This is a genomic window from Bacillus sp. OV166, from assembly GCF_900177675.1.
In the GTDB taxonomy this organism is placed as follows: Bacteria; Bacillota; Bacilli; order Bacillales; family Cytobacillaceae; genus Neobacillus.
In genome coordinates, this window is record NZ_FXWM01000001.1 from 6390381 (window position 1) to 6415505 (window position 25125).

The 25125-nt window shown below is 41.5% G+C and carries 26 protein-coding genes and 1 pseudogene; 9 read left to right on the forward strand and 18 right to left on the reverse strand.

All coding sequences use genetic code 11. The features are described 5' to 3' along the window. Positions 1-201 precede the first annotated feature (201 nt). Positions 202-3144, forward strand: coding sequence for a DEAD/DEAH box helicase (locus tag CCK98_RS31225; protein ID WP_088090127.1), 2943 nt, complete (start codon positions 202-204; stop codon positions 3142-3144). A 1197-nt stretch (positions 3145-4341) separates the two neighbouring features. After that, the gene (locus CCK98_RS31235; protein WP_088090128.1) at positions 4342-4764 is read left to right on the forward strand and encodes a VOC family protein; all 423 of its coding nucleotides are present in this window, start codon (positions 4342-4344) and stop codon (positions 4762-4764) included. A 143-nt stretch (positions 4765-4907) separates the two neighbouring features. On the opposite strand, the gene CCK98_RS31240 is transcribed toward CCK98_RS31235, so the two are convergent. Next, positions 4908-5753 carry an STAS domain-containing protein gene (locus CCK98_RS31240; RefSeq protein ID WP_256942511.1) on the reverse strand — a complete coding sequence of 282 codons (846 nt, stop codon included), beginning with the start codon at positions 5751-5753 and terminating at the stop codon, positions 4908-4910. A 333-nt stretch (positions 5754-6086) separates the two neighbouring features. On the opposite strand from CCK98_RS31240, the gene CCK98_RS35790 reads away from it, so the two are divergent. Continuing rightward, complete coding sequence (locus CCK98_RS35790; protein WP_179195985.1) at positions 6087-6233, forward strand: hypothetical protein; 147 nt, start codon at positions 6087-6089, stop codon at positions 6231-6233. 167 nt (positions 6234-6400) lie between these two features. Continuing rightward, on the forward strand, positions 6401-6535 hold the full coding sequence (locus tag CCK98_RS36645) for a hypothetical protein (protein ID WP_256942512.1): 135 nt from the start codon (positions 6401-6403) through the stop codon (positions 6533-6535). Positions 6536-6609: 74 nt separating this feature from the next. On the opposite strand, the gene CCK98_RS31245 is transcribed toward CCK98_RS36645, so the two are convergent. The 6 genes and pseudogenes from CCK98_RS31245 to CCK98_RS31270 form a co-directional block, all read right to left on the reverse strand. Further along, positions 6610-7164, reverse strand: coding sequence for a DUF4865 family protein (locus tag CCK98_RS31245; protein WP_088090130.1), 555 nt, complete (start codon positions 7162-7164; stop codon positions 6610-6612). A gap of 31 nt (positions 7165-7195) precedes the next feature. Then, positions 7196-8254, reverse strand: coding sequence for a hypothetical protein (locus CCK98_RS31250; protein ID WP_088090131.1), 1059 nt, complete (start codon positions 8252-8254; stop codon positions 7196-7198). 95 nt (positions 8255-8349) lie between these two features. Further along, a complete protein-coding gene (locus tag CCK98_RS31255; protein WP_088090132.1) occupies positions 8350-8667 on the reverse strand; it encodes a hypothetical protein in 318 nt (105 codons plus the stop codon). 157 nt (positions 8668-8824) lie between these two features. After that, positions 8825-9340 (reverse strand): annotated as a pseudogene (locus CCK98_RS31260) (methyltransferase domain-containing protein); the annotation flags it as partial. 368 nt (positions 9341-9708) lie between these two features. After that, the gene (locus CCK98_RS31265) at positions 9709-10533 is read right to left on the reverse strand and encodes an aldo/keto reductase (protein ID WP_088090134.1); all 825 of its coding nucleotides are present in this window, start codon (positions 10531-10533) and stop codon (positions 9709-9711) included. Between the two features lie 306 nt (positions 10534-10839). Further along, positions 10840-12045: an MFS transporter gene (locus CCK98_RS31270; RefSeq protein WP_088090135.1), complete on the reverse strand. Its 1206-nt coding sequence runs from the start codon at positions 12043-12045 to the stop codon at positions 10840-10842. 178 nt (positions 12046-12223) lie between these two features. Between CCK98_RS31270 and CCK98_RS31275 the strand changes: the two genes are divergently transcribed. After that, on the forward strand, positions 12224-12595 hold the full coding sequence (locus CCK98_RS31275) for a helix-turn-helix domain-containing protein (protein WP_088090136.1): 372 nt from the start codon (positions 12224-12226) through the stop codon (positions 12593-12595). A 196-nt stretch (positions 12596-12791) separates the two neighbouring features. On the opposite strand, the gene CCK98_RS31280 is transcribed toward CCK98_RS31275, so the two are convergent. The 4 genes from CCK98_RS31280 to CCK98_RS31295 form a co-directional block, all read right to left on the reverse strand. Further along, positions 12792-14138, reverse strand: coding sequence for a right-handed parallel beta-helix repeat-containing protein (locus CCK98_RS31280; RefSeq protein ID WP_088090137.1), 1347 nt, complete (start codon positions 14136-14138; stop codon positions 12792-12794). Between the two features lie 47 nt (positions 14139-14185). Beyond that, positions 14186-15871: a hypothetical protein gene (locus tag CCK98_RS31285; RefSeq protein ID WP_088090138.1), complete on the reverse strand. Its 1686-nt coding sequence runs from the start codon at positions 15869-15871 to the stop codon at positions 14186-14188. 276 nt (positions 15872-16147) lie between these two features. Further along, positions 16148-17287 (reverse strand): 3D domain-containing protein, encoded by a 1140-nt coding sequence (locus tag CCK98_RS31290; protein ID WP_088090139.1) that lies wholly within the window; start codon positions 17285-17287, stop codon positions 16148-16150. 355 nt (positions 17288-17642) lie between these two features. Further along, the gene (locus CCK98_RS31295) at positions 17643-18059 is read right to left on the reverse strand and encodes a hypothetical protein (protein WP_088090140.1); all 417 of its coding nucleotides are present in this window, start codon (positions 18057-18059) and stop codon (positions 17643-17645) included. A gap of 208 nt (positions 18060-18267) precedes the next feature. Here CCK98_RS31295 and CCK98_RS31300 point away from each other — a divergent pair, with 208 nt between their 5' ends. Beyond that, positions 18268-18681, forward strand: a complete 414-nt coding sequence (locus tag CCK98_RS31300) for a helix-turn-helix domain-containing protein (RefSeq protein WP_088090141.1) — start codon at positions 18268-18270, stop codon at positions 18679-18681. 302 nt (positions 18682-18983) lie between these two features. On the opposite strand, the gene CCK98_RS31305 is transcribed toward CCK98_RS31300, so the two are convergent. Both CCK98_RS31305 and ssb read right to left on the reverse strand, forming a co-directional pair. Continuing rightward, positions 18984-19211: a hypothetical protein gene (locus tag CCK98_RS31305; protein ID WP_088090142.1), complete on the reverse strand. Its 228-nt coding sequence runs from the start codon at positions 19209-19211 to the stop codon at positions 18984-18986. Further along, the gene (gene ssb / locus CCK98_RS31310; protein WP_088090143.1) at positions 19201-19572 is read right to left on the reverse strand and encodes a single-stranded DNA-binding protein; all 372 of its coding nucleotides are present in this window, start codon (positions 19570-19572) and stop codon (positions 19201-19203) included. The genes CCK98_RS31305 and ssb overlap by 11 nt, the downstream gene beginning before the upstream one ends. A gap of 245 nt (positions 19573-19817) precedes the next feature. Between ssb and CCK98_RS31315 the strand changes: the two genes are divergently transcribed. After that, the gene (locus CCK98_RS31315) at positions 19818-20255 is read left to right on the forward strand and encodes a YwpF family protein (RefSeq protein WP_088090144.1); all 438 of its coding nucleotides are present in this window, start codon (positions 19818-19820) and stop codon (positions 20253-20255) included. 39 nt (positions 20256-20294) lie between these two features. Here the strand turns inward: CCK98_RS31315 and CCK98_RS31320 are convergent, their stop codons facing one another. The 5 genes from CCK98_RS31320 to spoIIID all read right to left on the reverse strand — a co-directional run bounded on the left by CCK98_RS31320 (position 20295) and on the right by spoIIID (position 24012). Beyond that, positions 20295-20645, reverse strand: coding sequence for a hypothetical protein (locus tag CCK98_RS31320; protein ID WP_142292216.1), 351 nt, complete (start codon positions 20643-20645; stop codon positions 20295-20297). A 196-nt stretch (positions 20646-20841) separates the two neighbouring features. Then, the gene (gene fabZ, locus CCK98_RS31325) at positions 20842-21276 is read right to left on the reverse strand and encodes a 3-hydroxyacyl-ACP dehydratase FabZ (RefSeq protein ID WP_088090146.1); all 435 of its coding nucleotides are present in this window, start codon (positions 21274-21276) and stop codon (positions 20842-20844) included. A 92-nt stretch (positions 21277-21368) separates the two neighbouring features. Further along, on the reverse strand, positions 21369-22082 hold the full coding sequence (locus CCK98_RS35020) for a DNA-directed RNA polymerase subunit beta (protein WP_142292217.1): 714 nt from the start codon (positions 22080-22082) through the stop codon (positions 21369-21371). A 460-nt stretch (positions 22083-22542) separates the two neighbouring features. After that, positions 22543-23544: a rod shape-determining protein gene (locus CCK98_RS31335; RefSeq protein WP_088090147.1), complete on the reverse strand. Its 1002-nt coding sequence runs from the start codon at positions 23542-23544 to the stop codon at positions 22543-22545. Between the two features lie 195 nt (positions 23545-23739). Then, complete coding sequence (gene spoIIID / locus CCK98_RS31340) at positions 23740-24012, reverse strand: sporulation transcriptional regulator SpoIIID (protein ID WP_088090148.1); 273 nt, start codon at positions 24010-24012, stop codon at positions 23740-23742. Positions 24013-24050: 38 nt separating this feature from the next. Here spoIIID and CCK98_RS35025 point away from each other — a divergent pair, with 38 nt between their 5' ends. Then, complete coding sequence (locus tag CCK98_RS35025; protein ID WP_142292218.1) at positions 24051-24281, forward strand: hypothetical protein; 231 nt, start codon at positions 24051-24053, stop codon at positions 24279-24281. Positions 24282-24744: 463 nt separating this feature from the next. After that, on the forward strand, positions 24745-25074 hold the full coding sequence (locus CCK98_RS31345; RefSeq protein ID WP_088090149.1) for an MGMT family protein: 330 nt from the start codon (positions 24745-24747) through the stop codon (positions 25072-25074). Positions 25075-25125: the final 51 nt, after the last annotated feature.

The following is a 25125-nucleotide window of genomic DNA, read 5'->3' on the forward strand; positions in this document are numbered from 1 at the left end:
GTTTATTTTTAGGGGAAATTTGTTTTTGCTATTTTGGATGGGTTTTGTGCCATTTTAATAAGGTTTTGTACCATTTTAATAAGGTTTTGTACCATTTCAGGGGGCTTTTGTGCCATTTTTAAGGGGTTTTGTATAATTAGACATTTTCTAGAAATTTTTATCTGACTTTGTTCTCTCCCCCAATAAAGGAGTTTTGGATCGATGCTTAAAACAAGGTTTATGAAATTGCTGACAACTAAATTAGGGGAAGGTCGCTTTCTTCTTACTGCGGAGGATGAGCGGGGTCATGTGATGAGCCCGTCTAGATGGAAGAATCTCGTTTTCAGCAGTCATGAGGAAAGCTTCTTTGGTACGCTCCTTGAGACAGAGACGGTGAACGACGTCGAGGGTGTGGTGGTGAGCGGCTGGCATCTGGTTTCGCTTTTTGCTAAGGAGTCGTTTAATCGCTATATCGAATGGGATTGGAATGAGCAATCTGAGATTTGTCTGGCGGCCGCCCATTCGCTGTATGAAGGCATCGTCGAGAAGGATTGGCTGCCGGACTTTTCGGTCTGGGAGCACGGGGATTTCCGTTGGAAGCTTCCTGAACGCGTGAAGGATGAGTTTGACCCATCGTTTTGGGAACAAAGGATTGAGGAGCCCGAGCAAGCCGTCGACGAACTGATAGGCCATGAACTTGGGACGACCAAAAACTATATCTCAGCTTTGTACAACGATGCCCTCGATGGCTATTTGACGCGGAATTCAGCAATGAAGGAGTTATTCGGACCGAAGCTTGATTTGCTCCGGAAGCAAAATATTTCCGGCGGCGAGCTCGCTCGCTATTTTGATGAAGAAAGCTGGCTGGAATGGGTCGGAATTAAGGAAAGCGACACACCGTTTACGATTGGGCTGCGCTTAGATGAGCCGGTTGATGGCGAAGGTGCGTGGAGTCTGGATCTATTTATACGAGGAAAGAAAAACGTCGATGAGGTTTATGATGTGGATGGGACCACCAAGATCCCAGCGAAGTGGCGTCCATTTTTAGAAAAAGTTGACCGCGAGCGGGATCGCTGGGTGCGATTGATTCCGTGGTTGGGTGAAGACGGTTATTTCAAAACGCATCTGAGCGAGGAAGAAGCGTGGATGTTTTTGACGGAGGCGAGTGAGACGCTGGTGGCGTTGGATGTCGAAATCCTTCTCCCTTCCTGGTGGCAGGCGATGAAAAATGCCAATCTAAAAGTGAAAGCTTCGCTGAAGGGTGGCTCGAGTCACCGGCCTTCATTCGTCGGGCTTCAGGCTATGCTTGATTTTAACTGGCGCTTTTCGATGAATGGTGTCGACTTGTCCGAAGATGAGTTTGGGAAACTTGTCGAGGAGAAAAGGCGGCTTGTCTTCATCCGCGGCCGTTGGGTGAAGCTTGACCCGCAGTTTATTCGACAAATACAAGATATGATGAAACGTGCTGAAAAAGAGGGCCTGCATGTCCGTGATTTGCTGGAACAGGAATTGTTGGAGTCAGATGCGACCGAGGATGAACTGGATAATCCAAAGGCATTTGCGAAGATTCAAATTGAGTTGAACCGCCAATGGAAGCAAATGATCAAACAGCTGGCGGAAGTCCACGAAATTCCGCTCGAGGACGTCCCTTCTGGTTTGCAGGGTGAGCTCCGTCCTTACCAGCAGCTCGGCATGAGCTGGCTCTGGTTCTTGCGCCAGTACGGATTTGGCGCCTGCCTCGCCGATGACATGGGTCTCGGTAAAACCGTTCAGCTGATCTCTTACCTTTTGAAGGTGAAAGATGTGGTCGGGGATGAATTGGCTGTGGTGCCTGACACCCAAACTGAGGCGAAAAAACGCCGCAAGAAGGATGAGGATGCGTCTGCAGTTAAAGTTCCAACCAAGGCTGCGTTGATTATTTGCCCGACTTCTGTACTTGGAAACTGGCAGAAGGAGCTGGAGCGCTTTGCACCGGAGATGAAGGTGTATTTGCATTACGGGTCCAACCGTCTGAAAGAGGAAGCTTTTGCGGAGAAGGCAAAAGATGCCGATATTGTTTTGACTTCGTATGGCCTGAGCCACATCGATTTGGCGGAGTTTGAGTCGCTGATTTGGAGTTCGATTGCGATTGATGAGGCGCAAAACATTAAGAATGCCCAGACAAAACAGTCAAAGGCAGTTCGCAGGCTGCGCGGCCGTCATCACATCGCGCTGACAGGAACACCGATGGAAAACCGTTTATCGGAGCTGTGGTCGATCTTTGATTTTACCAATCATGGCTATCTTGGCAGTTTGGGCCAATTCCAGAAAAAGTTCGTGATTCCGATTGAAAAAGATGAGAAGAAAGACAAGGTTCAGCAGCTGCAAGCGTTGATCCGGCCGTTCTTGCTGCGTCGCACGAAAAAGGATGAAGAGGTTGCCCTTAACCTCCCTGACAAGCTGGAGCAAAAGGAATATTGCCCGCTCACCGCTGAGCAGGCGTCGTTGTACGAACAGCTCATCCATGACACGTTTGCAGAAATTGAAAAACTGACAGGCTTTGAGCGCAAGGGGTTAATTTTACAAATGTTAAGTAGATTGAAGCAGTTGTGCAACCACCCTGCCCTCTATCTGAAAGAAAAATCGGCTGGGCGCGAGCTGCTGGAGCGTTCGAATAAGCTTGAGAAACTTGTTGAATTAATTGATGCCGTTTTGGAGCAGGGCGAAAGCTGTCTAATATTCACCCAATATATCGAAATGGGCGAAATGATTCGGAGCACATTGAAGAAGAAGTTTGGCATTGAGGTGCCTTTCTTGAACGGAAGTGTGCCGAAAGTGAAGCGTGACGAGATGATTGAGCGATTCCAGAATCAGGAGTTTCCTGTGTTCTTGCTGTCATTGAAAGCAGGCGGAACCGGGCTGAATCTGACGGCGGCTAATCACGTCATCCACTACGACCGCTGGTGGAATCCGGCTGTTGAGAACCAGGCCACCGACCGTGCCTACCGGATCGGTCAATCGCGCTTCGTTCATGTGCACAAGATGATTTGCACGGGTACCCTCGAGGAGAAAATCGATGCGATGCTAGAGAAGAAGCAATTCTTGAATGACCAGATTATCCAGAGTGAGAACTGGATCACCGAGTTATCGACGGATGAGCTGAAAGACTTGGTGTATCTGGGGTAACGTGGTTTTTCGTGTAATGATGGTGCCTGTGATGGTAATGGTGTCAGGCACCATCGTGTCGACCCAAAAAACATACAATGAAAAAACGCTCAGAGATTACCACTCTGAGCGTTTTTTATTGTTTCACTTATAGTCCCCCGTTTGTTTATAGGCAACTCTTTTTTTGGAAGAATATCCCTAAATTAGGATTTGCAGTTTATAAATTTCCTGTGTAATGGGAGGAAAAAGCTAAATACAACAAAATACAACGGTATTGAAAAGAAAAAGCTCCATCAGCTCATTGTTAAACTCTTGCACCCGATAGTTTAAGTGCAAAATTCCTCAATGTTTATTGTGGAATAAAAAAAGGCAACCTTCATCTTGAAGAGTCGCACCCGCTACTTTAAAAGTCATTAGTTTTCTTGTATTTTTCAAAAAGATATTGAAATCCATATAATAAAAAAGCCTTGTAAAAGAAATATAGAAAGAATTGAAATTCGTTAAATTGAACTAATTTATAGAGTTTTAATTTTGTGAATAACCTTGTAATTGGAGATACAAAAATTGCTTCGCCAATAACATTTAACATAATAAACTTTTTAAAATTTCCGTATCCCCATTTTAATGTCCATAAAGACATCGCCAACATTGGACCTATGAGAAAAGGAAATTCATTTTGAATAAAGGACTGTGGTTTATTATAAAAAGACCATCATCTGCGTTTTTTTCCAATTTGAGCATCCAAACTACATAGTAGAACAAACAGCAAGGATTGAGGCTGGTAAAAATCTCTTTATAGTCCGCCATCCTAACAAAGGTATTGTAAGCCACGAGAGTAATATCATTACAATATTAAGTAACCACTGTTTTTTCATTGACATATTAATACCCCCCTTATCCAAAAGGAATTATTTAACTTAGTATATCTCCTTCTTTATTTAGCTATTCTGCCCCTTTAGTGCCACAAGAAAAGCTGCCAAAATGACAGCTTGATCTACAACTCTTGCACCCGTTAGTTAAACAAGGTCCATTCACTTTATTTCAAGTTTGCAAGGATTTAATAACGGCACCCCAAATGGCAAAGTAAATAACAGATACTTTATTATCTATTTTCAGTTGACAAAATTGTTCTCCTGATTAAAAATTTGGTTAAACTTAGGATGGTTTCCTATATGTTAATAAATAAACCATGATATTGAGCTGAAAAGAGGTAAGCAAATGATTCAATCAATTGTTCACATCGCATTAGTTGTTAGAGAATATGATGAAGCAATAGATTTTTATACTAATAAACTTAATTTCACATTAATTGAAGACACTTATTTACCAGAGGAGAATAAGTGGTGGGTAGTGGTTGCTCCACCTGGTTCTGTTGGTACAACAGTACTACTCGCAAAAGCATCTAAACCTGAACAAGAACCATTTGTAGGTAATCAGGCAGGCGGGAGAGTCTTTCTATTTTTAAACTCCGATGATTTTTGGAGAGATTATAATGAGATGACCTCAAAGGGAATAGAATTTGTAAGAGAGCCAAAAGAGCAACCTTATGGAACGGTTGCAGTATTTAAGGATTTATACGGGAACTTATGGGATTTGCTTGAGTTAAAAGAAGACCACCCAATTTTAAAGCGAATTAAATAACTGATTCTAAAAGCAGGGTACTTATATACCCTGTTTATCCCCTTTAGTTTAAGAACAATAGGTATCGTCGCAGCAACCCCTTTTTTAATTTAAATAAAAAAGCTACCGTTTTGTGGTAGCTAATCGACAAACAAAAAACAATGTTATCTTTTGATGATAGCCATCGAAATCAGAGCTTGTCGTAGAGTAGAATATGTGGGAACACCATTAAATTCGAGTCCTTGCTGTACAGCCGTTTGTGCTATCTCAGGTCTAACTCCTGTAAGGATAGATGTCACCCCTATTAATCTCAATGCTTTTATCAGATGGAAAATTTGATGTGCTACCATTGTATCAATCATTGGAACGCCTGATAAATCAATAACAAGAAAATTTACTCCTAGATTTGCACACTGGTTTAATGTATTTTCAAGCATTAACTTTGCCCGTCTTGTATCTATATCGCCCACAAGAGGAAGCAATGCTACCTCGTTGTTAAGAGTAATAACCGGAGAACTTAACTCCTGTATAAGTTCCTGTTGAGCAGATAGTTTTTGATGTAAATAGTATTGACGTTCTTCGACAAAACCTAACATAACTTTATCAAATGCTTTTAAAATCATTCGATTCCAGCTATCTATCACCTCATTGGGAAACTCACCCATATGTAGAGAAACAAAATCTTTAATATAATCAAGATACTGTTCCCGCACTCTGAAAAATTCTCTTAACATAAAATGGATTGGTGTGTTTAAATGCTGTGGATCTTGAGCAATCCTAAGGATCCATTTTTGAAATTCTTCCAGGAACGCTGTTTCCTCTCTAATAAAAGCCTCACAAAGATGTAAATGGAAATCAAAGTTTTGTTTTTTTAAAGTATTGATTATATTAGGGTCATCCGAGGCATATACTCCTGACGAGTCATTTTTATCTAGAGAATTATACCATTCCTCTGTAAGATTTCTTGCCTTAGCCAATAAAAACGAGTGTAATTCTTTATTTTTATGCAACTTAAATCCCCCCTCCATCAATTCAATATTATATACATTATACTAAGTAAATTTTAACTTATCTTACCAATTAAGTCTTGCTGCATACACCTCCTTATTATACTAACCTGCTCCGTTAGTACAATAAGAGAAGCCACCAAAAAAGGAGCTGGATCTTCAAATAAAAGTAACGCGCTTAGTCGCTCCTTTTTGTCCCCTCACATTGAGACAAACTTCTCTTATTTTTCAGTATAATTTTGCTATTTCGCTTATTATGTAACCGCTTTTATGTGAAGTGATTCACATGTATAATAAGTTTATAAGGTATCCAATAACCCATTCCAGGGAGGATTCATGATGCTTACTGATTTTTTGTTTGAACTCAAAAACTGGTTGCTTGGCGAGCCAATGGATGAAATCCACGAATTCGAACGATTAGAATCAAAACATACCAGGGTTCACCACGATGAATATATTTACGAGATTATCCGGGTCCATTAATCCATTTTATAAGTCAACGAAGCCTTCATAATGTGGAAGGCTTCATTTTTTTGATGTTAAGAAAGAAATTCAACTAGCATAGCCTCAAAAAAAGAAAGCAAACTAAATTCGTGGGGTGCCGAAATTTTTGCATCCTGACGAGGGAAATCTACATGGGTGGTGAAAAAATGGCTAAAACTAAGAATAACCAATTTAAGAAACATAATACGGCTCTGCCAAAAGCAGATTTGGAATTTGCGGAAGAACGAGGAAATGGCTTTGAAAAAGTCGCATTAAAGGCCCAAAAGAGTCATAATAAGTAAACCAAAAAGGGACAGTGAACCTGCCCCTCCTGATGTTCTGGTCGAGCGTTTCTGTTCTATACAGGAACGCTTTTTTACTTGCTGCTTTTTTCTTGTGATATATGTAGGATTTGATAAATTACTCCGCTCATTTCTTGTACAATGCTTACTTCGTTTAAAAAGTAAAACACATCATACTTCCATTTCTCGGGATTATAAATAACTAGATACTCTGTATGATCAATCGTTGGTATTTCTTTTCCTATTTTATCTTTTAAGTTATTTAGACTTTGTTGTGGTGGTATGTCCCTTGTGATTTGGAAAAGATATTTATTCTCTTTGATTTTCGATGTCGTTGTATCAATTAGTGGAATTCCAACCTTTACTCGCTGCCATCCAAAAGAGTTGATTATATTGTCATAATACCCATTAAATAAGAACTTGTTTAGCCCGTTGCTGCCGTTCCAAAGGTATAATGGGCAATAACTATTTTGTAAATTATTATGGATTCCTTTTTCCGTGATCAAATAAAGCTTAAATTTGAGATCCTCAAATCCATCTGTTTTATGACCATTATTTCGGACTCTGTCTCTGATTATATTCATATCATAATCACTTGGTAAGGTAATCTTGTATTGTGTGGCGATCATTTATCAATTCCTCCTTTTGAGTCTTTGAGAATCACTCAGCATTTATTTTTGTAGTGAGCGCATGAAAGAATTTTTGTGGTTCGTCGAGGCGGAGATGGGCCTTGGTGACCTTTTTCTTAATCCCGTAGATGAACCTGGCTTCGATTGGATGATGAAACTCCACCTCAAATGTGGGTTTTTCTTTGAAAAAATCAGCAAGGACCGCGTCGAAAACTTGTTTTGATTCGTCATTTGTTAATCTTTCAGGACCATCGTAATGATGGATGCTTTTAATTTCCGCAAGCGGAACGATTAACTGTTTGATGAGCCCTATTTGCAGGTATAAATGCCGGTCGGTGATCATAATCGGACAATTTCTAATCGCTTGGATTTCAGCGAGAAAGAATAATAACGTATACACATTAAGTACCAGAGCGATAGTGGCTACTAGTGGACTCCACGAGTGAAGGAGGAAGTGAAAACCTACGGATTCCAAAAATAGGGCGTGGATCAGCATGACGTATACCGTGATGGCGCCAGTTTTTTTATGATAGGTGTACATCCGTTCATCAGGTAACATCGTTTTTTTCCGCCTAGAAAATAGGCTGTAATAATACATCGTCATGTCGGAGAAAAAGATTTCTTGGACCCGGGATGGTGGTAAATGCTGATCCCAGGCCTGCTTCATTCGAAATGAGAAGGTTGGAATTTCGCTGGCGTTTGTGCGGTAACTCTTGATGATGGCTGGTATTTTTGCAATCAAATTAATGACGACGTAAAGTTCGAGCAGGAAAAAAACTGCCTCGCCCGCTGATAAGATATATTTTACGAAGGAGTAGGCTGACAGGAGGCCATGTGGAATTATTAGGACCGCAGCGCCATAGCCCGCGATCATGACTGGGAGTATATATTTTAGCGAGTAACGTTTTCTTAGGATAAAGAAGTACACAAGTAAGGGTATGGTAAGGATGAAATCAAATAGGGATCCTAAAGCGATTCCAGTTGGGAGTGGCGCTAAGATTTCCAGCCGATAGATTAATAGATTTGAACCGATCACAAAAGAGAGGACGACAGTGAACCAGATCCATTTATTTTTCGACAGAGATATCATTCATTGTTACCTCCTGAACGTACTTTGACACTATTATTTTAACATAAATATCCAATTTCAAAAAGACTAATGCACTATAAAAATGTTTAGAACTTTTAGAAATAACTTCTGTAATGAAATAACATCGCTCCAAGGGTAATGATGGTATAGGCCAGGGAGGTAAGGAAAACAACATTTGGTGAAAACTCATACTTTTGTTGATCAACTTTGACCCCAGTGGTGCCTTGAACTGTCATATCTAAATATCTTGAAGTGTGCCCGCCTTTTGACGTAAAAAACCAAATCATAACAGTAACTGCTAATCCAACAAAGAATGAATAATCAATGAATTTTGTATGGGTATAATACGTTATGCCAAAACTCAATCCTGTTAAAACTAAAAACGTAATCATGATGGTAATTAGTCTTTTCATTATTTTTACCTCCCCTTTTAAAATAGTTATCTCTATATACGGATTTTCCGCAAAAAGGTTCCAATTATTGGTTTTTTAATATTGGTTCCATGTTCACAGAGGTACAGAACCATTTACCAGGATTAACCAAAAGAAGGACCCAATTTGGTCCCCGTGATTACTCTTTTATCCCCAGCACACGAATCCGCTTATAATCCGCGATCCACTTACCATCATGGAATAAAACTTCTCTTAAGTTCTCTTCCACTCTTGTGATGATTAACTCTTTGGTTTCGCTTGTCACGCCTTCGAACATGCTTGTTGCAAACATCTCGATCCAGTTTCTTAAGCCTTGCTCTCCAGATAAAGGGGTCGGCCGATCAAAATGTTGGGCGTGGGTGACCCGAAATCCTACTTGTTCCATTATGGATGTGTATTCGCCAATGCTTGGGTAGTACCAAGGGAGCTGCTCTGATTTATAAATGATTCCCTGTTCGCTTAACTGATTAAGGATTGCGGCGGTAATCTTCTGGACGTTGCCTTTCCCGCCGAATTCAGCGACAAATCTGCCCCCAGGTTTTAAGGCATTATAAATGGACTCGAGAGCCTGTTTCGGAGTTTTAATCCAATGAAGTGTAGCATTAGAGAACACCGCATCAAACTCGTTGGTGTACCCCATGTTCACAGCGTCCTGTACCTTGAAGTTGGTACTTTGCTAAACATTATAACAAAAGTCTGGAAAAATTTGTTGCTGGTTGTCCCGTGTACAAGTACAAATGTCCACGAATGGTGCCTGACACCATTATTGTTAGCTCCCTCCATTTACCGGCGAAGCGGTTTTTTTCTTTGAGCGGTATATGAAACGGCTCTCCATTTATGCACGACCTGATTTTTGCCTTGGACGGTAAATGAAAGAATAGAAAAAAGACCAATCTCATAGCAAGATTGGTCTGTCCACTCGAGACGTACAAATAGCGCAGTTGTCCACGGACGGTGCCTGACACCAATATGACAACAAGATGACACCAAAAATGTTACACCATTGATGACACAAAGGTAATTTTAAAAGTCAAAGTTGTCGGGGTCTGGGCCGACGCGGTGGTTTTGGTTTAGGTTGTTGATTTGGAGCATGTCTTCTTGTGTTAGCTCAAAGTCGAATACTTGTGAGTTTTCGATGATTCGGTGTTCCTTTGTTGATTTTGGGATGGTGACGACGCCGTTTTGCAGATCCCAGCGCAAGATGATTTGGGCGACTGATTTCTTGTATTTTGCGGCGATTGCTGCCAATCCTTCATTGTCTAACAATTGGCCTTGCATTAATGGCGACCAAGCTTCCATCTGAATTCCCTGTTCGCGGCAGAATGCTTGGACTTCTTTTTGGGTTAAGCGCGGATGGTATTCGACTTGGTTTACCATCGGCTTGACCTCTGCATCTTTCATCAGGTCTTCAAGGTGATGCACTTGGAAATTACTTACCCCAATCGCACGTACGCGCCCTTCTTTATAAAGCGTCTCTAATGCTCGCCACGCCTCCTTGTATTTGCCCGCCACAGGCCAATGAATCAGATAGAGGTCCAAGTACTCTAAACCTAGTTTATCTAGGCTTGTTTGATAGGCCGCTAATGTGGATTCGTAGCCAAGGTCGGCATTCCAAACCTTTGAGGTGACGAATAGGTCTTCTCTGGCGATCCCAGATTCCTTAATTCCTTGTCCGACGCCCTCTTCGTTTTCATAGATGGCCGCTGTATCAATGCTGCGGTAGCCATGTTGGATCGCCGTTTTCACCGCGTTCACGAGCTCCGGTCCTTCCTCTACTTTAAAGACGCCAAGTCCGAACCAAGGCATTTTTACCCCATTATTTAATGTTGTTGTACTTTGTAAATTCATCTAATGTTCCTCCTCGAGATATAAAAGTTGTTATTTTAACCTAGCAAGATCGTTTTACATGTTCTGTTAGGATGTTTTCGTAAAGATTACTGCTTTTTACTGCTTTTTTCTACTTTTAAATGCCTTAGCCGCTTAAATTTAGGATAAAATTACACCCCGTCAACCGATTTTAAGATATATCAGCGGAAAATTTCCTTTTATCAGCGATAAATAAATTTTATCAGCGAAACTAAGTCATTTATCAGCGGAAACACGATTTTTTCAGCGAATCAATATTTTTGCTAGGTGCTTTTAATTATTATGGCTTTAGCAAGCTTCTTCTAATAAAACTGGTTGGACTCTCCGCTCCAACGCTCGGCTCCATCCTGTTAGGATAGCCGCTGCGAGGACCATTAAGGCTCCGATCCAGGTGGTGTGGATGAGGCCTAGTGTGTCGGTAATGGTGCCGCCTAGGTAGGAACCGATGGCGATTCCGGCGTTAAAGGCGGCGATGTTGAGGGCGGATGCGACATCGACGGCACTCGGGACGTAGCGTTCCGCGAGGATGACGACGTATACTTGCAGCCCTGGTACGTTCATAAAGGCGAGCAATCCCATAAATATAATCGTGATGAGGCCTGCGATTTTGAATTGTGCCGTGAACATCAAGACAAAGAGAACAACGGCTTGAACGATAAACATATAGAAGAGGGATCCAATCGGATTGCGGTTCGAGAGCTTTCCCCCCACCATGTTGCCAATGGCGATCGCTAATCCGTAGGCTAGTAAAATTATTGCGATTGAGCCTTCTTTAAAGCCGGTTATTTCCTGTAATAATGGTGACAAATAAGTAAAGACAACAAATGTGCCGCCATACCCCAGTGCCGTGATCGTGAATAGAAGTAAGAGCCGGCCATTGGTTAGGAGCTTGAACTGGTCTCGAACGCTGGTCTGGGTTCCTTTTTTCAAAAAAGAAGGAATGAGAATCCAGTTGGCGATGAAGCCGATGATACCTACGACGATGATGATGACGAAGGCGAGTCTCCAGCCATATTGTTGGCCAATGAATGTTCCGAATGGCACGCCGGTGACGGTGGCGACGGTGAGGCCGGAGAACATGATGGATATGGCGCTGGCGCGGCGGTTGGCCGGGACAAGGTCGGCGGCGATGGTGGAGCCGATCGACATGAAGACGCCGTGCGACAGTGCGGAAATCACGCGAGCGACGAGTAGGACGCTGATGCTTGTTGCGCTTGCGGCAATGCTGTTACCGATGATGAAGACGATCATGATCCATAGTAATAAGGTTTTGCGTGACATGCGCGATGTCAGTGATGTTAGGACGGGCGCTCCGAATGTGACCCCAAGGGCGTATAGGGAGACGGTTAGTCCGGCCGTTGTGACGGGTATATGCAAATCTTTGGCGATGAGCGGCAGCAGGCCGACGCTGATAAATTCGGTTGTTCCGATCGCGAAGGCGCTGACGGCTAGGGCCAGTAGTGCGAGTGTGCTTTGCTGTTTATTTAAAGGCATGATTTTTCCTCCTCATTTGTGTAGGTTTATTTAAAAGGGTATGATTGTTTTCATCCGGCAAATGTTATTATGGTTTATATGAGGAATATTAGGAAGTACGCACTTTAAAGTGATATAGGTACCTTTTGGTGCGGTAGGTACTTTTCGGTGCCTGTATGAATGAGGAGGAAGATGTGTAATGGAGAAGAAGAAATACAATATATCGGTGGAAGCGACGCTTGAGGTGATTGGGGGGAAATGGAAGTGTGTAATTCTCTGCCATTTGACGCATGGGAAAAAGCGGACGAGTGAATTGAAGCGGTTGATGCCGAATATTACGCAGAAGATGCTGACGCAGCAGCTGCGAGAGTTGGAGGAGGATGGCGTGATTAATCGGATTATTTATAATCAGATTCCGCCGAAGGTTGAGTATGAGCTAAGTGAGTACGGTCGGAGCTTGGAGGGGATTCTTAATTCGCTTTGTACATGGGGCGAGAATCATATTACGAGGGTCTACGGGGATAAGTTTTCTGTCCTGGAGGACAATGTATTGAATGATCATTTGAAATAGATGGTTTTTATTGGTGTCAGGCACCATTAGTGATATGGGTCTTGTGACAATATTGTTTTTGGTGTCAGGCACCATTTGTGATCTACGTCCACTGCCAATAGTGTTTTCCGGTGTCAGGCACCGTTTGTGATCTACGTCCACTGCCAATAGTGTTTTCCGGTGTCAGGCACCTATCATGGTTTACTCATGCACAGGTTTATTTTTCTACATATATTGCCCCTGCGTTATTATATTTGTTCTCTCCAACGGTAACCTTCCGACTAGACTCTCTTGTTGTGTTAACTGATTTCCCTTTTATGTTTTCAAATGTGTTGCCTTTAATAGTTAGCCCATCGATGATAAAACGTTTATAGGAGGCTGTTTCAATCCCACGTTTGAATGTATTGAAGGTGTTCTTTTCAAATGATGTGTTTTTAATATCGGGACCTTTTGCCCATAAATAAACGGCTTTACCTTTACCTGTTCCGGTAATTGTGTTTCCTGTGAATACTGTATTTTTTGCACTAGTTTTAATGGTTATCCCATTACCAGTGGTTGTTACGTTATTATTGGTTATGTTTGTCCCAACGGAAGCTCCTAAATGTCCCTCGATGACCATTCCATTCTGAGTATCGATCGTATTGTTAGAAATCCCCAGACCAGCGTTTTTAAACCATACATACATTTCTTGCACTAAGAATGTATTATCGTGGATTTTGGCATCCTTTGTTTCTTTGATCATGAACTTTCCATTTCTGCCTTTTACCTTGTTATCATAAAACTCTATATCATGATAATAATTCCCCGCTCCCTTCGTTCCTTCTATTTGGATGGTATAGGTATCGCTTGCGTTCGTTTCAAATGTGTTATGGTAAATTTTCGCATCATATAGGTTTATTTTTTCCCAAGGTTCGAAATGCAGAGCTGGACGACCGACGGATGATTTACTCATGTTATTAAATATCTTAATATGGTTTACTTGCTCGACCACAATGTTGGAACGATGGTTATTTAGGATGATGTTGTTGGAAATTGTCACATGGTTGCTTGCTTTTGTTGATCCGGAGGCAGAAATCCCGTCGCCAACAGCATTTTGGAGCCTGTTATTGTCGATTACGATATTGTTGCTATCCCAAATAAAGATCGTGTGCATATGTTCGATGCCATCGGTGTGATTTTCGTAATTGCCATCGATGGTGAGATTTCTGATTTGGACATTTTTGACTTCATTCACATTAACTAATCGTGTTTGTTTTTGGTCATTTGCGGTATTGGAAAGCTTTAGAGTAACCGTATCGCGATTCTCGCCCACTAGATTCACATTTGATTTTACAAAAATCGGCTGCAAAATATAGGCTCCAGCAGGTATGTTCACATCGCCCCCGCCATTTTTTGCAACGGTATCGATTGCCTTTTGGAAAGATTTTGTATCATCGGTTAATCCATCACCTTTTGCCCCATAATTCTTCACACTGGACCCCGAAGGATTGTTCACCTGTTTGGTAACGATATAGAATGAAAGGAGCGTTAGTGAAAATAAAATTAATAGAGTAACTTTTTTCATTTTACGCTCCTTTTTTATAGAGATTTTATACGACTTAGGCAAGCTTTTTATGATTGTATAAATGGCCGGTCTTTTAGATGGTCGGTATGCTCCATCATGTGAACGTAAAACAGGTCGTATCGGACCCAGCGGAGCGGGAATTTAAACGCAAGTTCGTTTTTCTTGTCGTAGACGAGAACATGCTTTTTGTTGTATTCAACCTTTTTGATTTCGTGTATTCCGATCTCATGCTGTTTGGATCCGTCCTTCATCACAAGCTGCTGGCCGACGACTTGGATGGCTCTTTTCTTATTTCTTGTAAGTTCATATAGACACACAGCACCGCCGATAACGGTTAGTACAATCAAGTAAGGAATCGAGTCTTCTGAAAATCCTCCGACAGCCTCTCTAATCCAGTTAACAACCGCGAGGCCGAGAAAGAACCAGGCGCCTTTGCTGAGCCGTGGTGAACTTTCAAAATAGACACTGGTTTCATGTTCTTGTTTTTCCTCTGCTCTTTTATTGAAAAAAGCGGCTTTGTGTTCTTCGATGCTTACTGTATCAAATTCGACAAAATCAGCGTAGCTGCCGTCCCATAGTTCGGCCGTATCGTCGCCATCCTCGAGCGTATAGCCGCCTGCCCAGCCAGCATATCGGGTCCCGATATGCAAGAAACTCAATAAGTAATAGCGGATCGGCTGGCCATAGGTGTTTTCTGTATCGATTTTATCGATGATCTGAATGTCTTCAGGAAAGCGGATGACTCCTTCTTCTTCCTCTGGCAGGTTGATAATTGTCGAAAAAAGCCTGGATTTCGCCAAATGGGGCTGCTTTTCTTTAGTGATTGGATACAGATGTTCCAGATTTCTTTCCTTCAATTCCCAATAAACCATTTCTGCACTTTCAATTTGATTTGAAACCTCTACTAGTGTGTTTTGATTATATGGAAGGTTTTTGGCGATGGATATGATCAGCGCTTCTGTTTTAATAAAAGGATCACGGAAAGACATCGCCTGCTCTAGCTCGGCGCCCATGTCTGTTGAATAATAATATTCCATTAAGCTAATAAACAATCGCATTCTCGAACGAAGGACAAAATAGCTATCCTTCCATGCCGTGTACACATATTTGCTAGTAAAATCGGGATCATATTTCAAGTAAGCTTGTTTCTCTGCCTGATAATCTTCGAGCAAGGTCTGGAGGATTACCTCCTTTTTATAGCCTTGTTCTAAGCCGGAAGAGTTTAGCGATAATAACAAATCATACAGCATGAATTTATAGTGTTTGGTATTTAGATGCTCGAGTGTTTTATCAAGGATTCCCTTGATCAGCATCGGATACGGTTCTAGGTCTTTAACTGGAATAAAGAAATCCTCTGTCTGGATTAACCCGATTATTTTTTCCTCGAGCACGTAGAATATCTCTTCATCTTCAGTTGTTAGCAACGTTTCAATAGCCCGCTCTTTTGCCTGTACATCCAGACCGTCGAAATGCTTTAGGAGTCCCTCCACCACTTCCGGCATCGGAAAATCACAGACAAAGTCAATGAGATAAAATGATGGGTTGTCCCAATTATCTACACGCTCTGGAAATTTTGACGCAGCGGTCTTGATCATATCCATTAATACATCGATTTGAACCTCGAGTCCTTCTTGATGCTTATATTCAGAAAGCTGTTGAAATGCCTCCAGTCTTTTTTGCGGACTTTCACTTTTAATTTGCTTTAAAATCGAACGCAGCTTTAATTCAATCATCGTTCCCCATCCCTATCTCACTCTTCTAATTTATGACATTATGAATATATTTTATTTCATAATAACAAAATCAGCAATGTGGACATGGATCAAAATTTTTGGATTTCCCCGGATTTATTAAAGAGCAAACTGCCTTGGACCATGTGATTGCCGCTGCTGCTAGCTTAGCCATTAGCCAGCCTATGTTGTTCAGAGGTCGATATAAATCTTATTTCAAAAAAAAGACCTAACATTTAGCTGTTAGATCTTTTTTGATGGCTGAGATTATTGCCGGAATTAGTTTAAAACGATAACTTTCACGGTCTTTCTACCCCATTGTAATGCTTTTGCTCTATTTGGCACTAATACGTCGATTTTATGGCCCTTAATTGCGCCGCCTGTGTCACCTGCGATGGCAACGCCATAACCTTCTACCCAGACTTTTTTACCAAGTGGAATGACTCTAGGGTCGACGGCAATCAATTTCATATTCGGATTTTTACGAATGTTGTAGCCGAGCGCGGTAATGGAACCGGACTCTTCCGGGCTGTATGCTGTTGCGGTAACATACATCTCCTTACCACTTGTTGTTGCTGCTGCTGTTGTTGTGATGTTTTCTGCTGATGATGATGGCGCTGCTTTTGTTGTTTTTGCAGTTGTACGTGCTTTGGCCTCATCTTGTTCTTTTTTGATTTTCGCTTGAATATCCTTCATTTGTGACTCAACGCCGGCTTTTTCCTGTTCGGCTAGCGCCATTTGTTTAAGGATTTGACTGTATTTTTGTTGCATAACGGTTAAGGTTTGTTGTCGTTTTTGCATGTTTTGATCAAGTAGAGCTTGTTGATTCTCAAGATTCTCTTGGTCTTTTAATAAAATTTGTTCTTGTCTATCAATCTCTTTTTTATCATTTTCAATCTTTTGAAGGTCTTCCTTCTGGGCACCTAAGATATCTTTATCCGCATCCATCAGGGCCGAAACGGCGCTCGCGCGTTGGATAAATTCTGAGATACTATCAGACTCGAAGAATAGGTTGATCATTACATTGACGTTATCATTTTGTTGAAGTGCGACGGCCCGTTGCTTCATAATCCCTTTACGTGCAAGGATTTTATCTTCTAGGACGACGATTTCTTGTTTCTTTTTTTCAATGAGTTGATTTGTTGCGTCTATTTTTTGTTGCGTTTTTGCCATTGTTTCTTTGTTCCTTGTAATATCGCTGTAAAGAGAGTTCAATTCTTGTTGAATTTTTTCTATCTCTTGATTAACAGTCTGCTTTTCTTGGGCTTTTTGCTCTACTATTCTTTGTTTCTGCTCCAGCTGTTGCTTGGCATTATGTAGGGCTTCACTGCTTGTTTGTGCATATGTAACCATAGACCCCGTTACTGATAGCATGATTGTAAGTAACACGAGAATGATACGCTTTTTTGTCGTTTGCATACGCTTTCTCCTCTCCTTAGTACTCTATTTATACCAGATAAATGTACCAGTAATGTTACAGAAATATTAAAAGTACATCACTTTTTGTCATATTACACGTGAAAGTGTCAATTCTGTGTCATAACAGTGTCCTCTTTTTGCGGTGGAATGTCAGTTGTGGGTGGGGATTTTTGGCGTTGGAATTTTTTGGTGTCAGGCACCTGGGTGAGCAGTTACCTGAGCCAGGCTGGGCGCCTGGCATTTTAATGGGCAAACGCAAGAAAAGGTCTCGAATATATCTTCGGAACCTTTTCTATGTTGCCAGTGCATCCACTCTTCTCCGTTCGTTTTTGCGCACCTCATATTAAATACACATTTATCGCTCTTCTTCCTTCAACTCCCTGCTCTCCGCGCGAATGGATGCTTTTCTCGCTCCTTTAAGTCTTCTTTTACTATTCGGGAATACGGCTAAAAAGGAAACCTTGTTATCTTCTTTTATAGCAAAATGATTGAGGAGCTCGAACACTTCTTTTTCTGTTAGATCGATATCTTCTTTAACTATTTGTAGCGAATGACGGTGACGGTGGTAGCTGATTTGAATATTGGAATTATTGATTTGAATGGGAATGATTGCTTTTTTATAAAACGGGATGGATTGGTATGGAATATCTCCTGTTGTATGGGGCGACTGGGTAGAAAGTTGTAATGCATCGAAAAAACTGGGTTTACTTTTGATTTCGACTTTTTGGTTGTTGTTTTGCTTACCAATAAATATGATTAAGTTTTTTTCCACAAATATAAGAACCTCCCAATATTACAATTATTTACACCAACTATCATTATTCGACGATAATTTCCAATTTCCTTTATTGCGATTTTCCGCCAGCACATATTCTGTCGACATCGTGCATTTTTTTCACAAATAATTCACACATTCAAACTTAATGTTCTGTTTTCCCGTTAAGTTAAAACCATGAATTGTTTTAATGGCGGTGAATTAGATGTCTTTATCGGAAAAATTAAGGAAATTGCGCGATAACCGAAACTGGTCCCAGCAAACGCTTGCCGACATGTTGAGGATGGATCGGTCCACAGTAAGTCGCTACGAAACGGGTAGAAGTATTCCCAAATATCAGACGGTTGTTCGATTTGCGGAAATTTACCAGGTCGATATGGAATATTTGGTGGAGGAGCTCGATCAGCTGCTGCCTAAAACGGAGGGGTCCGGATTCATCGCGAAGGAAACCAGCGACGATCACGATCTGCTCATTATTAACCAGTTTCTTCAGAAAGAAGCTGATTTTAAAATGGCCTTATTAGAGCTTTATCTCATGCCACCCAAGCGGAAGGCTTTTTACATTGATTCATTTATCAGCCAGATTAAAGTGAGTAAGCATCATAAGGATAAGTTTTAAGAAAAAGGTTTTCCTGCTTAAGCAGTTTACAAACGTATAAACATCAAAGAAGCCGCTGACGAGTTCAGCGGCTTCTTTTTTAAAAAAACAGGGGGGTTTTTTTTATAGTTTATCCTGATTAATTATTTTTATACCTGTAGGCAACAAAAAAATTCCGGCAATTACCTGCCGGAAAAATGGAGATAAACACGGAGCTGTGTTTGATTTTCTATTTAAATAGGCGGTTGCGGGGATATTTTTTTAAAATATTCGCCTGGCAGCTTGAACATGATGCAACCAAGGCGTATTTTTTTGAATATCACTCAAAAACGAAAAGGAATGTTTTGTGAAGAATCGTGTGGATTCGAGGAGTAAACTCTGATGAGGTTGTCTCTTTCCTTGATTTCATGTTGTTGTTCCTTAATGGCCCATTCTAATTGGCAGACGCGCCTTTGGAGGCTGTCGACGTTTTTGTTGGCATTTCCCACCATCTTAATTAAGCTTTCCAGTAATTGCTCGAGGTTGCTGGCCATTTCATTGTTAGACCCCAATCGTCATTTCCTCCTTTTTTGGCTCAGGCGCTGCTTCATGCGGCTTCGAGCTTAGGAAGCGGACTGTTTCGGCGATTACCTCGGTCACATACACCCTTTTCCCCTCTTTGTTATCGTAGTTCCGGGTTTGCAATCTCCCGGTGATCCCAACGACTGAACCTTTACGGCAATACTTGCATGTATTTTCTGCCGCTTTCCGCCAAAGTGTGCATTGAACGAAATCTGCTTCAATTTCGCCGTTTTGATTGCGATAGTGACGAGTCACTGCTAAAGTGATATGAGACACTTGTGTCCCTTCTGTTGTCTCTTTTAATTCCGGGTCCCGCGTCAATCTGCCAACCAATGTGACTTGATTGATCATTTTTTCATCTCCTTTTTGTTTGATGGTCCTAGCATAGCCCGTTGACTGATGGTTGTAAAACAAGGAAAAGGAAGTTATCGAGGCTGATCATTGCAGGATAATCGGTTTTTCTTGGGGGTTTTTGTCAAAAATGAAGGGCCTTTTTTGCAGGAAAATGGATCTTTGAAATTTCGACAAATATTATTCGACATTTGCTTTAAGCGAACCTATGTTATAATTTAGGAAAAAGAAATCAGGAGGTTGTGATGAAATCTTTTAAATTGTACTCTTTAGATGTGGTCGAAGATGATGCTTCAGTTGAAGTTCCGTTGGTGGATGGCTTGATTCTTAATAAGGAAGACGAGCGCTCGACATGGCTGCTTGAGGCGTATACAGATTTGTCCCTCTATGATTATTTCAAAAAAATTTCCGAGCAAGACCGCGACATTATTGTCGAAGCTGTCATTACCAAGAAGGAAAATGCTCCAGCTTATTTTCAAACAAAAATTTGTTCATTGACTAAATTCGAAAAGCATATCAGCGTTTTGTTCGAAGGCAGCATTCGCCGCAACAAAAGCGATTACTCCGAACTACTGCTCGAAAGTCTCCTCCAAAAAGGGCTTGAGGGTCCTGCGCTGCTTACCGAATTTAGGGATAAAATAAAAAGCAAACCGAAACTAAAAGTAAAAAACGAAATAAAATAGAAGCAAAGGGACAGGCAGATGCCAGTCCCTTTTTTTTACTTATTCATCTTTATTGTCTGCGTCATTCCTGTCAATATCATCTTCGATTATTTCTTCTTTTTTGGTGTTGCTATCCTTAATTGGATCTTTGTCGGTATCGGTATTTTTGTCCTCTGTGTTTGGATAATGGTTGTTCCTGTTGTCTAAATCGATGTTGTCATCATCGTATTTAATACCATTTGGATTATTCAGATCTGTTCGGTTGTTCAAATCTGTTCGATTATTCACGTCTGCTGGATTATTTACAGCCGGTGGTGGTGGATTTTGGTCATCATTGTCGTTATTACAGCCTGTTAACACGACAGCAGATAAGATCGATCCTGAGAGCAAAAGAAATAACTTTTTTTTCAAAATCATTGTACCCCTTCCAAACATAATTTGACCTATCTTTTATTGGTCTGTTTTTAGGGTTCCCGACGTCTTTCAAATGATAGCAAGCATTTTTTTACAAAAATGTTTTGAAGGTCATTGCTGCTTCTATGTTTTTGCGCGCCCACATAATAGCATACGAAAAAGCGACCAGAATCCTCCGGTCGCTTTCATTTGTTTATTCTTTTTTCTTGCCTAACGCAAATGTGATTTCCGCTTCGCAGGCAACTTCGCCGTCAACGGTTGCAACGGCTTTCCCTTTGCCGATTGGTCCGCGCAAGCGTACGATTTCCACTTCAAGACGAAGCTGGTCGCCTGGCTTGACTTGCTTTTTAAAACGACAGCCATCAATTCCTGCAAAAAAGGCTAAGCGGCCGCGGTTTTCTTCTTTTTTCAACATAGCGACAGCCCCAACCTGTGCCAGTGCTTCCACGATTAACACACCAGGCATCACTGGATAATCTGGGAAATGTCCGTTGAAAAATTCTTCATTGGCGCTGACGTTTTTAATCCCAACGGCGCTTTTTCCTTCTTCCACTTCTAAAATTCGATCGACCAACAAAAATGGGTAGCGATGTGGAATGATTTCTTTGATTTGTTCGATATCGAGCATTTTTTAGTACCTCCTACTAGTAACAAGTGTCTATTTCCTATTCTACTACTTAAGGTATACAAAAAGGAAGGGATTTACGTCCCTTCCTCCATTTATTTTCCTTTTTGAACTAAATCAATTATATGTGTCCAAGTGGATTCTTGGAAAACTTCTGCCACTTTTCCGCCGCCAAGCAGGCCGTAACCGACAACAGCGCCTGCCGTCACACAGAAGATGGCCATTACTACTAATAGAACGAGCCGCAGCCAAATCGGAATGAGCCGTATTCTGATAAGTTGGTACGAAACAGGTTCTGTCTCCGCATTCTTACCGGCGCTGTTCGTGGTGTTTGACTCCTTGGACCTTTGGGCCTCACGAGTTGGGCTGGTTTTCGTTTCTTTGACCCCTGGCGTCTCGCTTTTCTGACGCAGCTGTTTGGTTTTTGCCTGTTGACCCGCATCCTGAGTTTTTCTTGCGATACTCAAGGTTGGTTTTTTTAACCCCTTTAGTCTACCTGCTACGTTCTTGACTAGTATCTCAACAATCTTTGTTGGCGCTTGTTTCTCTACGACCTTCGTTTGTTGTGCTTCGTCCTTGGCCTGTTTCTCTGCGTCCTTTATTTGCCGCGCCTCGTCCTTGGCCCGTTTCTCCGCGTCCTTTATTTGCCGCGCCTCATCCTTGGCCTGTTTCTCTGCGTCCTTTATTTGCCGCACCTCATCCCTGGCCTGTTTCTCTACGTCCTTTTTCCTTTGCAGCTCTTCGGCTTTAGCGTGCTTGTAATCTTCTCTCGTTCTATATTGTTCATGGTTTGAATTATTTACTGACATTCCTTAATTCCCCTTTAACTGAAGCCGTCCATTTGTTTTTATCTGGCATGGTTGACCCCGGATTCAGTGAGTTAGTACATATTATAACCATTAATTGTGTTCAACTCATGTTGCTGAGTCATTCAATTTATAATTTTAAAAAAATAATTTTTCCAATTCATTACCTCTATTATAAAAAATAAATTGAAAATACTCATCAACTTTTTACAGGAAATAGTCAATAAACGTAGAAATAGCTCAATTTTTGTCGCTTTCTTTGTTTTTTAAGGTGTATTATTGCAAAATTATTCCCCCGAACCCAAATAAAAAAGCCCAATGATCGAGGCTTGTCCTGCCTGCTTCATTAGACTTTTTGTATCCAAGGTATGATGTCATACAACAGCAAACCTAGAATGGACCAAAGTGATTAACTGTTTATCCAATTTCCACTCACAGGCAAAGAACAATTTTTCAGGGAAAATCATCCAAACTTCCGATTTGGAATTTTGTCGATGTTATCTAGCATAATTCCTGTTCCAATTGCCACACAATCCATTGGATTTTCTGCGACAAGGACTGGAACCTTTAATTCATCCGCTAGCAGCATGTCGATGCCGTGCAGTAATGCTCCGCCACCCGTTAAAATCACACCACGGTCAATGATGTCAGCCGATAGTTCCGGCGGTGTGCGCTCAAGAACGCTTTTTGCTGCCTGAACGATCACGGCCACTGATTCACGCAAGGAGCCTTCGATTTCTTCCGAACGAACAGAGATGGTACGCGGCAGGCCGCTAACCATGTCACGGCCGCGGATTTCCATTTCTTCCGAGCGTGATCCTGGGAAAACTGTCCCGATGTTGATTTTAATATTTTCAGCTGTGCGCTCACCGATTAACAGTTTGTACTCGCGCTTGATGTAGTTGAGGATTTCCATGTCGAACTTGTCGCCGGCCATTTTGATGGAGGAGGAAGTCACGATATCGCCCATTGAAAGAACAGCCACATCCGTCGTTCCTCCACCGATGTCCACTACCATGTTTCCGCTCGGTTGGAAAATGTCCATTCCCGCACCAATTGCAGCTACCTTTGGTTCTTCTTCTAAGTAAATCTTTTTCCCGCCGCTTTTTTCAGCAGCTTCTTTGATTGCCTTTTGCTCAACGCTTGTAATATTCGTTGGGCAGCAAATCAGAATGCGCGGCTTCGATAGAAAGCCTTTTACGTTTAACTTATTAATAAAATGCTTTAACATTGCTTCTGTCACATCAAAGTCAGCGATCACGCCATCTTTTAATGGGCGGATCGCTACAATGTTCCCAGGTGTCCGACCAACCATGCGGCGGGCTTCTTCACCAACAGCAAGTACGCGATTTGTATTTTTGTCAATTGCCACTACGGACGGCTCATTTAATACGATTCCACGGCCCTTGACGTGAATTAACACGTTAGCCGTACCTAAATCAATCCCAATATCTCTTGCAAACATTCTCTTTTCTTTCCTCCTTAAAACGGTATCCACATACTTTTCCTAATTGTATATTGTACCATACTCATTAAAATTTCCATACTTTTAGAAAATAAAAGATGGTATATTTTGCAGAAGGATGTCGAGTTAAGGAATTCTAGAGAATGCTCTTGAAATTTTTTGTTTTCTCAGCTTGAATGATTCGGAAATTGAGATCTATTTTACAGTTTCGCCTTCCTTTTCTTCTTTTTGATATTTCATTTTCGTTGCCTCTCCCCCCCGGAGATGACGGATCGATTTATGATAATCTAGAATACCTTTAACCTCATTTGCCAGCTCTGGATTAATCTCAGGAAGTCTCTCAGTTAGATCCTTATGGACTGTACTTTTGGATACGCCAAACTCCTTCGCAATCACGCGAACCGTTTTCCTCGTCTCCACGATATACTTTCCAATCTTGATAGTTCTCTCTTTGATGTAATCGTGCACACTCTCGCCCTCCCTAAATTGGATGTGAGTAGTGTGAAATGAGACCCGCTTATCACTTCGACGAATTCTGCTTCCGTTCTGGTGTCTGTTTTGGTGTCATCAATTTTGGTGTCATGGTGGTGTCATTTTTGGTGCCATTTTGGTATCACCATTTTGGTTTTACTATTTTGGTGTTACTATTTTGGTGTCAGGCACCATTAAAAGACATTTGTCCACCAATGGAGGACACTTCCGTTGATGAGTGTCAGGCACCAGACGGCAGAAAGTAATTTACCTTCTGACTATACGATGAATAATCATGTCCCCGACTGAATATCCGCTAATTTCAAACGACTCTTCACCTCAAACACTCTCTTTGTAAAGGTTTGTAATCATTTTATTAGCTTGGATACGGGATTATGCTATAAATACTCAATCGGGACAAGATGTTATTCCATAGTTTTTTGAAAATTGGACTTCTTACTTATTTTCGACAATCGTGGAGAATCGTCCATAATCGCATGATATAAGGGTTTTTGGCTGGAAATATCACGTTCTTAGCATTTATTTCCCGAGAAATTTGTCGAGAGAAAATTATTCAAAAATGGCGATAATTATTGGAATGAGGGCTAATTATAAGATTCAAAAGCCCGTACTTAATATGATTTGGGGCAATTTTTTACAAAAAGGATTGTTCAATTTATTATATTTTTGATACCTTTTTGATATGTACGTTTTGAAAGGACGAGCACGATGACACCTTTTACGGAAAATGTGATAGAAATTATTCGAAATATCCCTGAAGGCAAGGTTGCGACTTATGGTCAGATCGCAGGGCTCGCTGGAAGCCCCCGTGCTGCCCGCCAAGTCGTCCGCGCCCTCCATTCCATGAGCAAGAAGCACCGCCTCCCCTGGCACCGCGTCATCAACGCTAAGGGGCAAATCGCCCTCCAAGATGACGAGTCCTACAATGAGCAAAGGCTGTCGTTAGAGGCAGAAGGCGTGGAGATCGGTCTAAACGGAGTCATTGATCTGGAGCGTTATCAGTGGAAGCCTTCCCTTCCCACCACTGAAGTAACCTAACGAAAAAAAGGGGCATCCATCAGCCCCTTTCCCACTTTACTATCCTAAAGT

Excerpts from the sequence above, each read along its gene's own strand:
- fabZ (WP_088090146.1), bottom strand. The coding sequence starts at position 21,276 with ATGCTCGATATCGAACAAATCAAAGAAATCATTCCACATCGCTACCCA.
- CCK98_RS31270 (WP_088090135.1), bottom strand. The coding sequence starts at position 12,045 with ATGCCTTTAAATAAACAGCAAAGCACACTCGCACTACTGGCCCTAGCC.
- CCK98_RS31250 (WP_088090131.1), bottom strand. The coding sequence starts at position 8,254 with ATGATATCTCTGTCGAAAAATAAATGGATCTGGTTCACTGTCGTCCTC.
- CCK98_RS35020 (WP_142292217.1), bottom strand. The coding sequence starts at position 22,082 with ATGTCAGTAAATAATTCAAACCATGAACAATATAGAACGAGAGAAGAT.
- CCK98_RS31315 (WP_088090144.1), top strand. The coding sequence starts at position 19,818 with ATGAAATCTTTTAAATTGTACTCTTTAGATGTGGTCGAAGATGATGCT.
- CCK98_RS31300 (WP_088090141.1), top strand. The coding sequence starts at position 18,268 with ATGTCTTTATCGGAAAAATTAAGGAAATTGCGCGATAACCGAAACTGG.
- CCK98_RS31255 (WP_088090132.1), bottom strand. The coding sequence starts at position 8,667 with ATGAAAAGACTAATTACCATCATGATTACGTTTTTAGTTTTAACAGGA.
- CCK98_RS31335 (WP_088090147.1), bottom strand. The coding sequence starts at position 23,544 with ATGTTTGCAAGAGATATTGGGATTGATTTAGGTACGGCTAACGTGTTA.
- CCK98_RS31280 (WP_088090137.1), bottom strand. The coding sequence starts at position 14,138 with ATGAAAAAAGTTACTCTATTAATTTTATTTTCACTAACGCTCCTTTCA.
- ssb (WP_088090143.1), bottom strand. The coding sequence starts at position 19,572 with ATGATCAATCAAGTCACATTGGTTGGCAGATTGACGCGGGACCCGGAA.
- CCK98_RS31275 (WP_088090136.1), top strand. The coding sequence starts at position 12,224 with ATGGAGAAGAAGAAATACAATATATCGGTGGAAGCGACGCTTGAGGTG.
- CCK98_RS35025 (WP_142292218.1), top strand. The coding sequence starts at position 24,051 with ATGAGACCCGCTTATCACTTCGACGAATTCTGCTTCCGTTCTGGTGTC.
- CCK98_RS31225 (WP_088090127.1), top strand. The coding sequence starts at position 202 with ATGCTTAAAACAAGGTTTATGAAATTGCTGACAACTAAATTAGGGGAA.
- CCK98_RS31235 (WP_088090128.1), top strand. The coding sequence starts at position 4,342 with ATGATTCAATCAATTGTTCACATCGCATTAGTTGTTAGAGAATATGAT.
- CCK98_RS35790 (WP_179195985.1), top strand. The coding sequence starts at position 6,087 with ATGATGCTTACTGATTTTTTGTTTGAACTCAAAAACTGGTTGCTTGGC.
- CCK98_RS31345 (WP_088090149.1), top strand. The coding sequence starts at position 24,745 with ATGACACCTTTTACGGAAAATGTGATAGAAATTATTCGAAATATCCCT.
- CCK98_RS31290 (WP_088090139.1), bottom strand. The coding sequence starts at position 17,287 with ATGCAAACGACAAAAAAGCGTATCATTCTCGTGTTACTTACAATCATG.
- CCK98_RS31245 (WP_088090130.1), bottom strand. The coding sequence starts at position 7,164 with ATGATCGCCACACAATACAAGATTACCTTACCAAGTGATTATGATATG.
- CCK98_RS36645 (WP_256942512.1), top strand. The coding sequence starts at position 6,401 with ATGGCTAAAACTAAGAATAACCAATTTAAGAAACATAATACGGCTCTG.
- CCK98_RS31265 (WP_088090134.1), bottom strand. The coding sequence starts at position 10,533 with ATGAATTTACAAAGTACAACAACATTAAATAATGGGGTAAAAATGCCT.
- CCK98_RS31285 (WP_088090138.1), bottom strand. The coding sequence starts at position 15,871 with ATGATTGAATTAAAGCTGCGTTCGATTTTAAAGCAAATTAAAAGTGAA.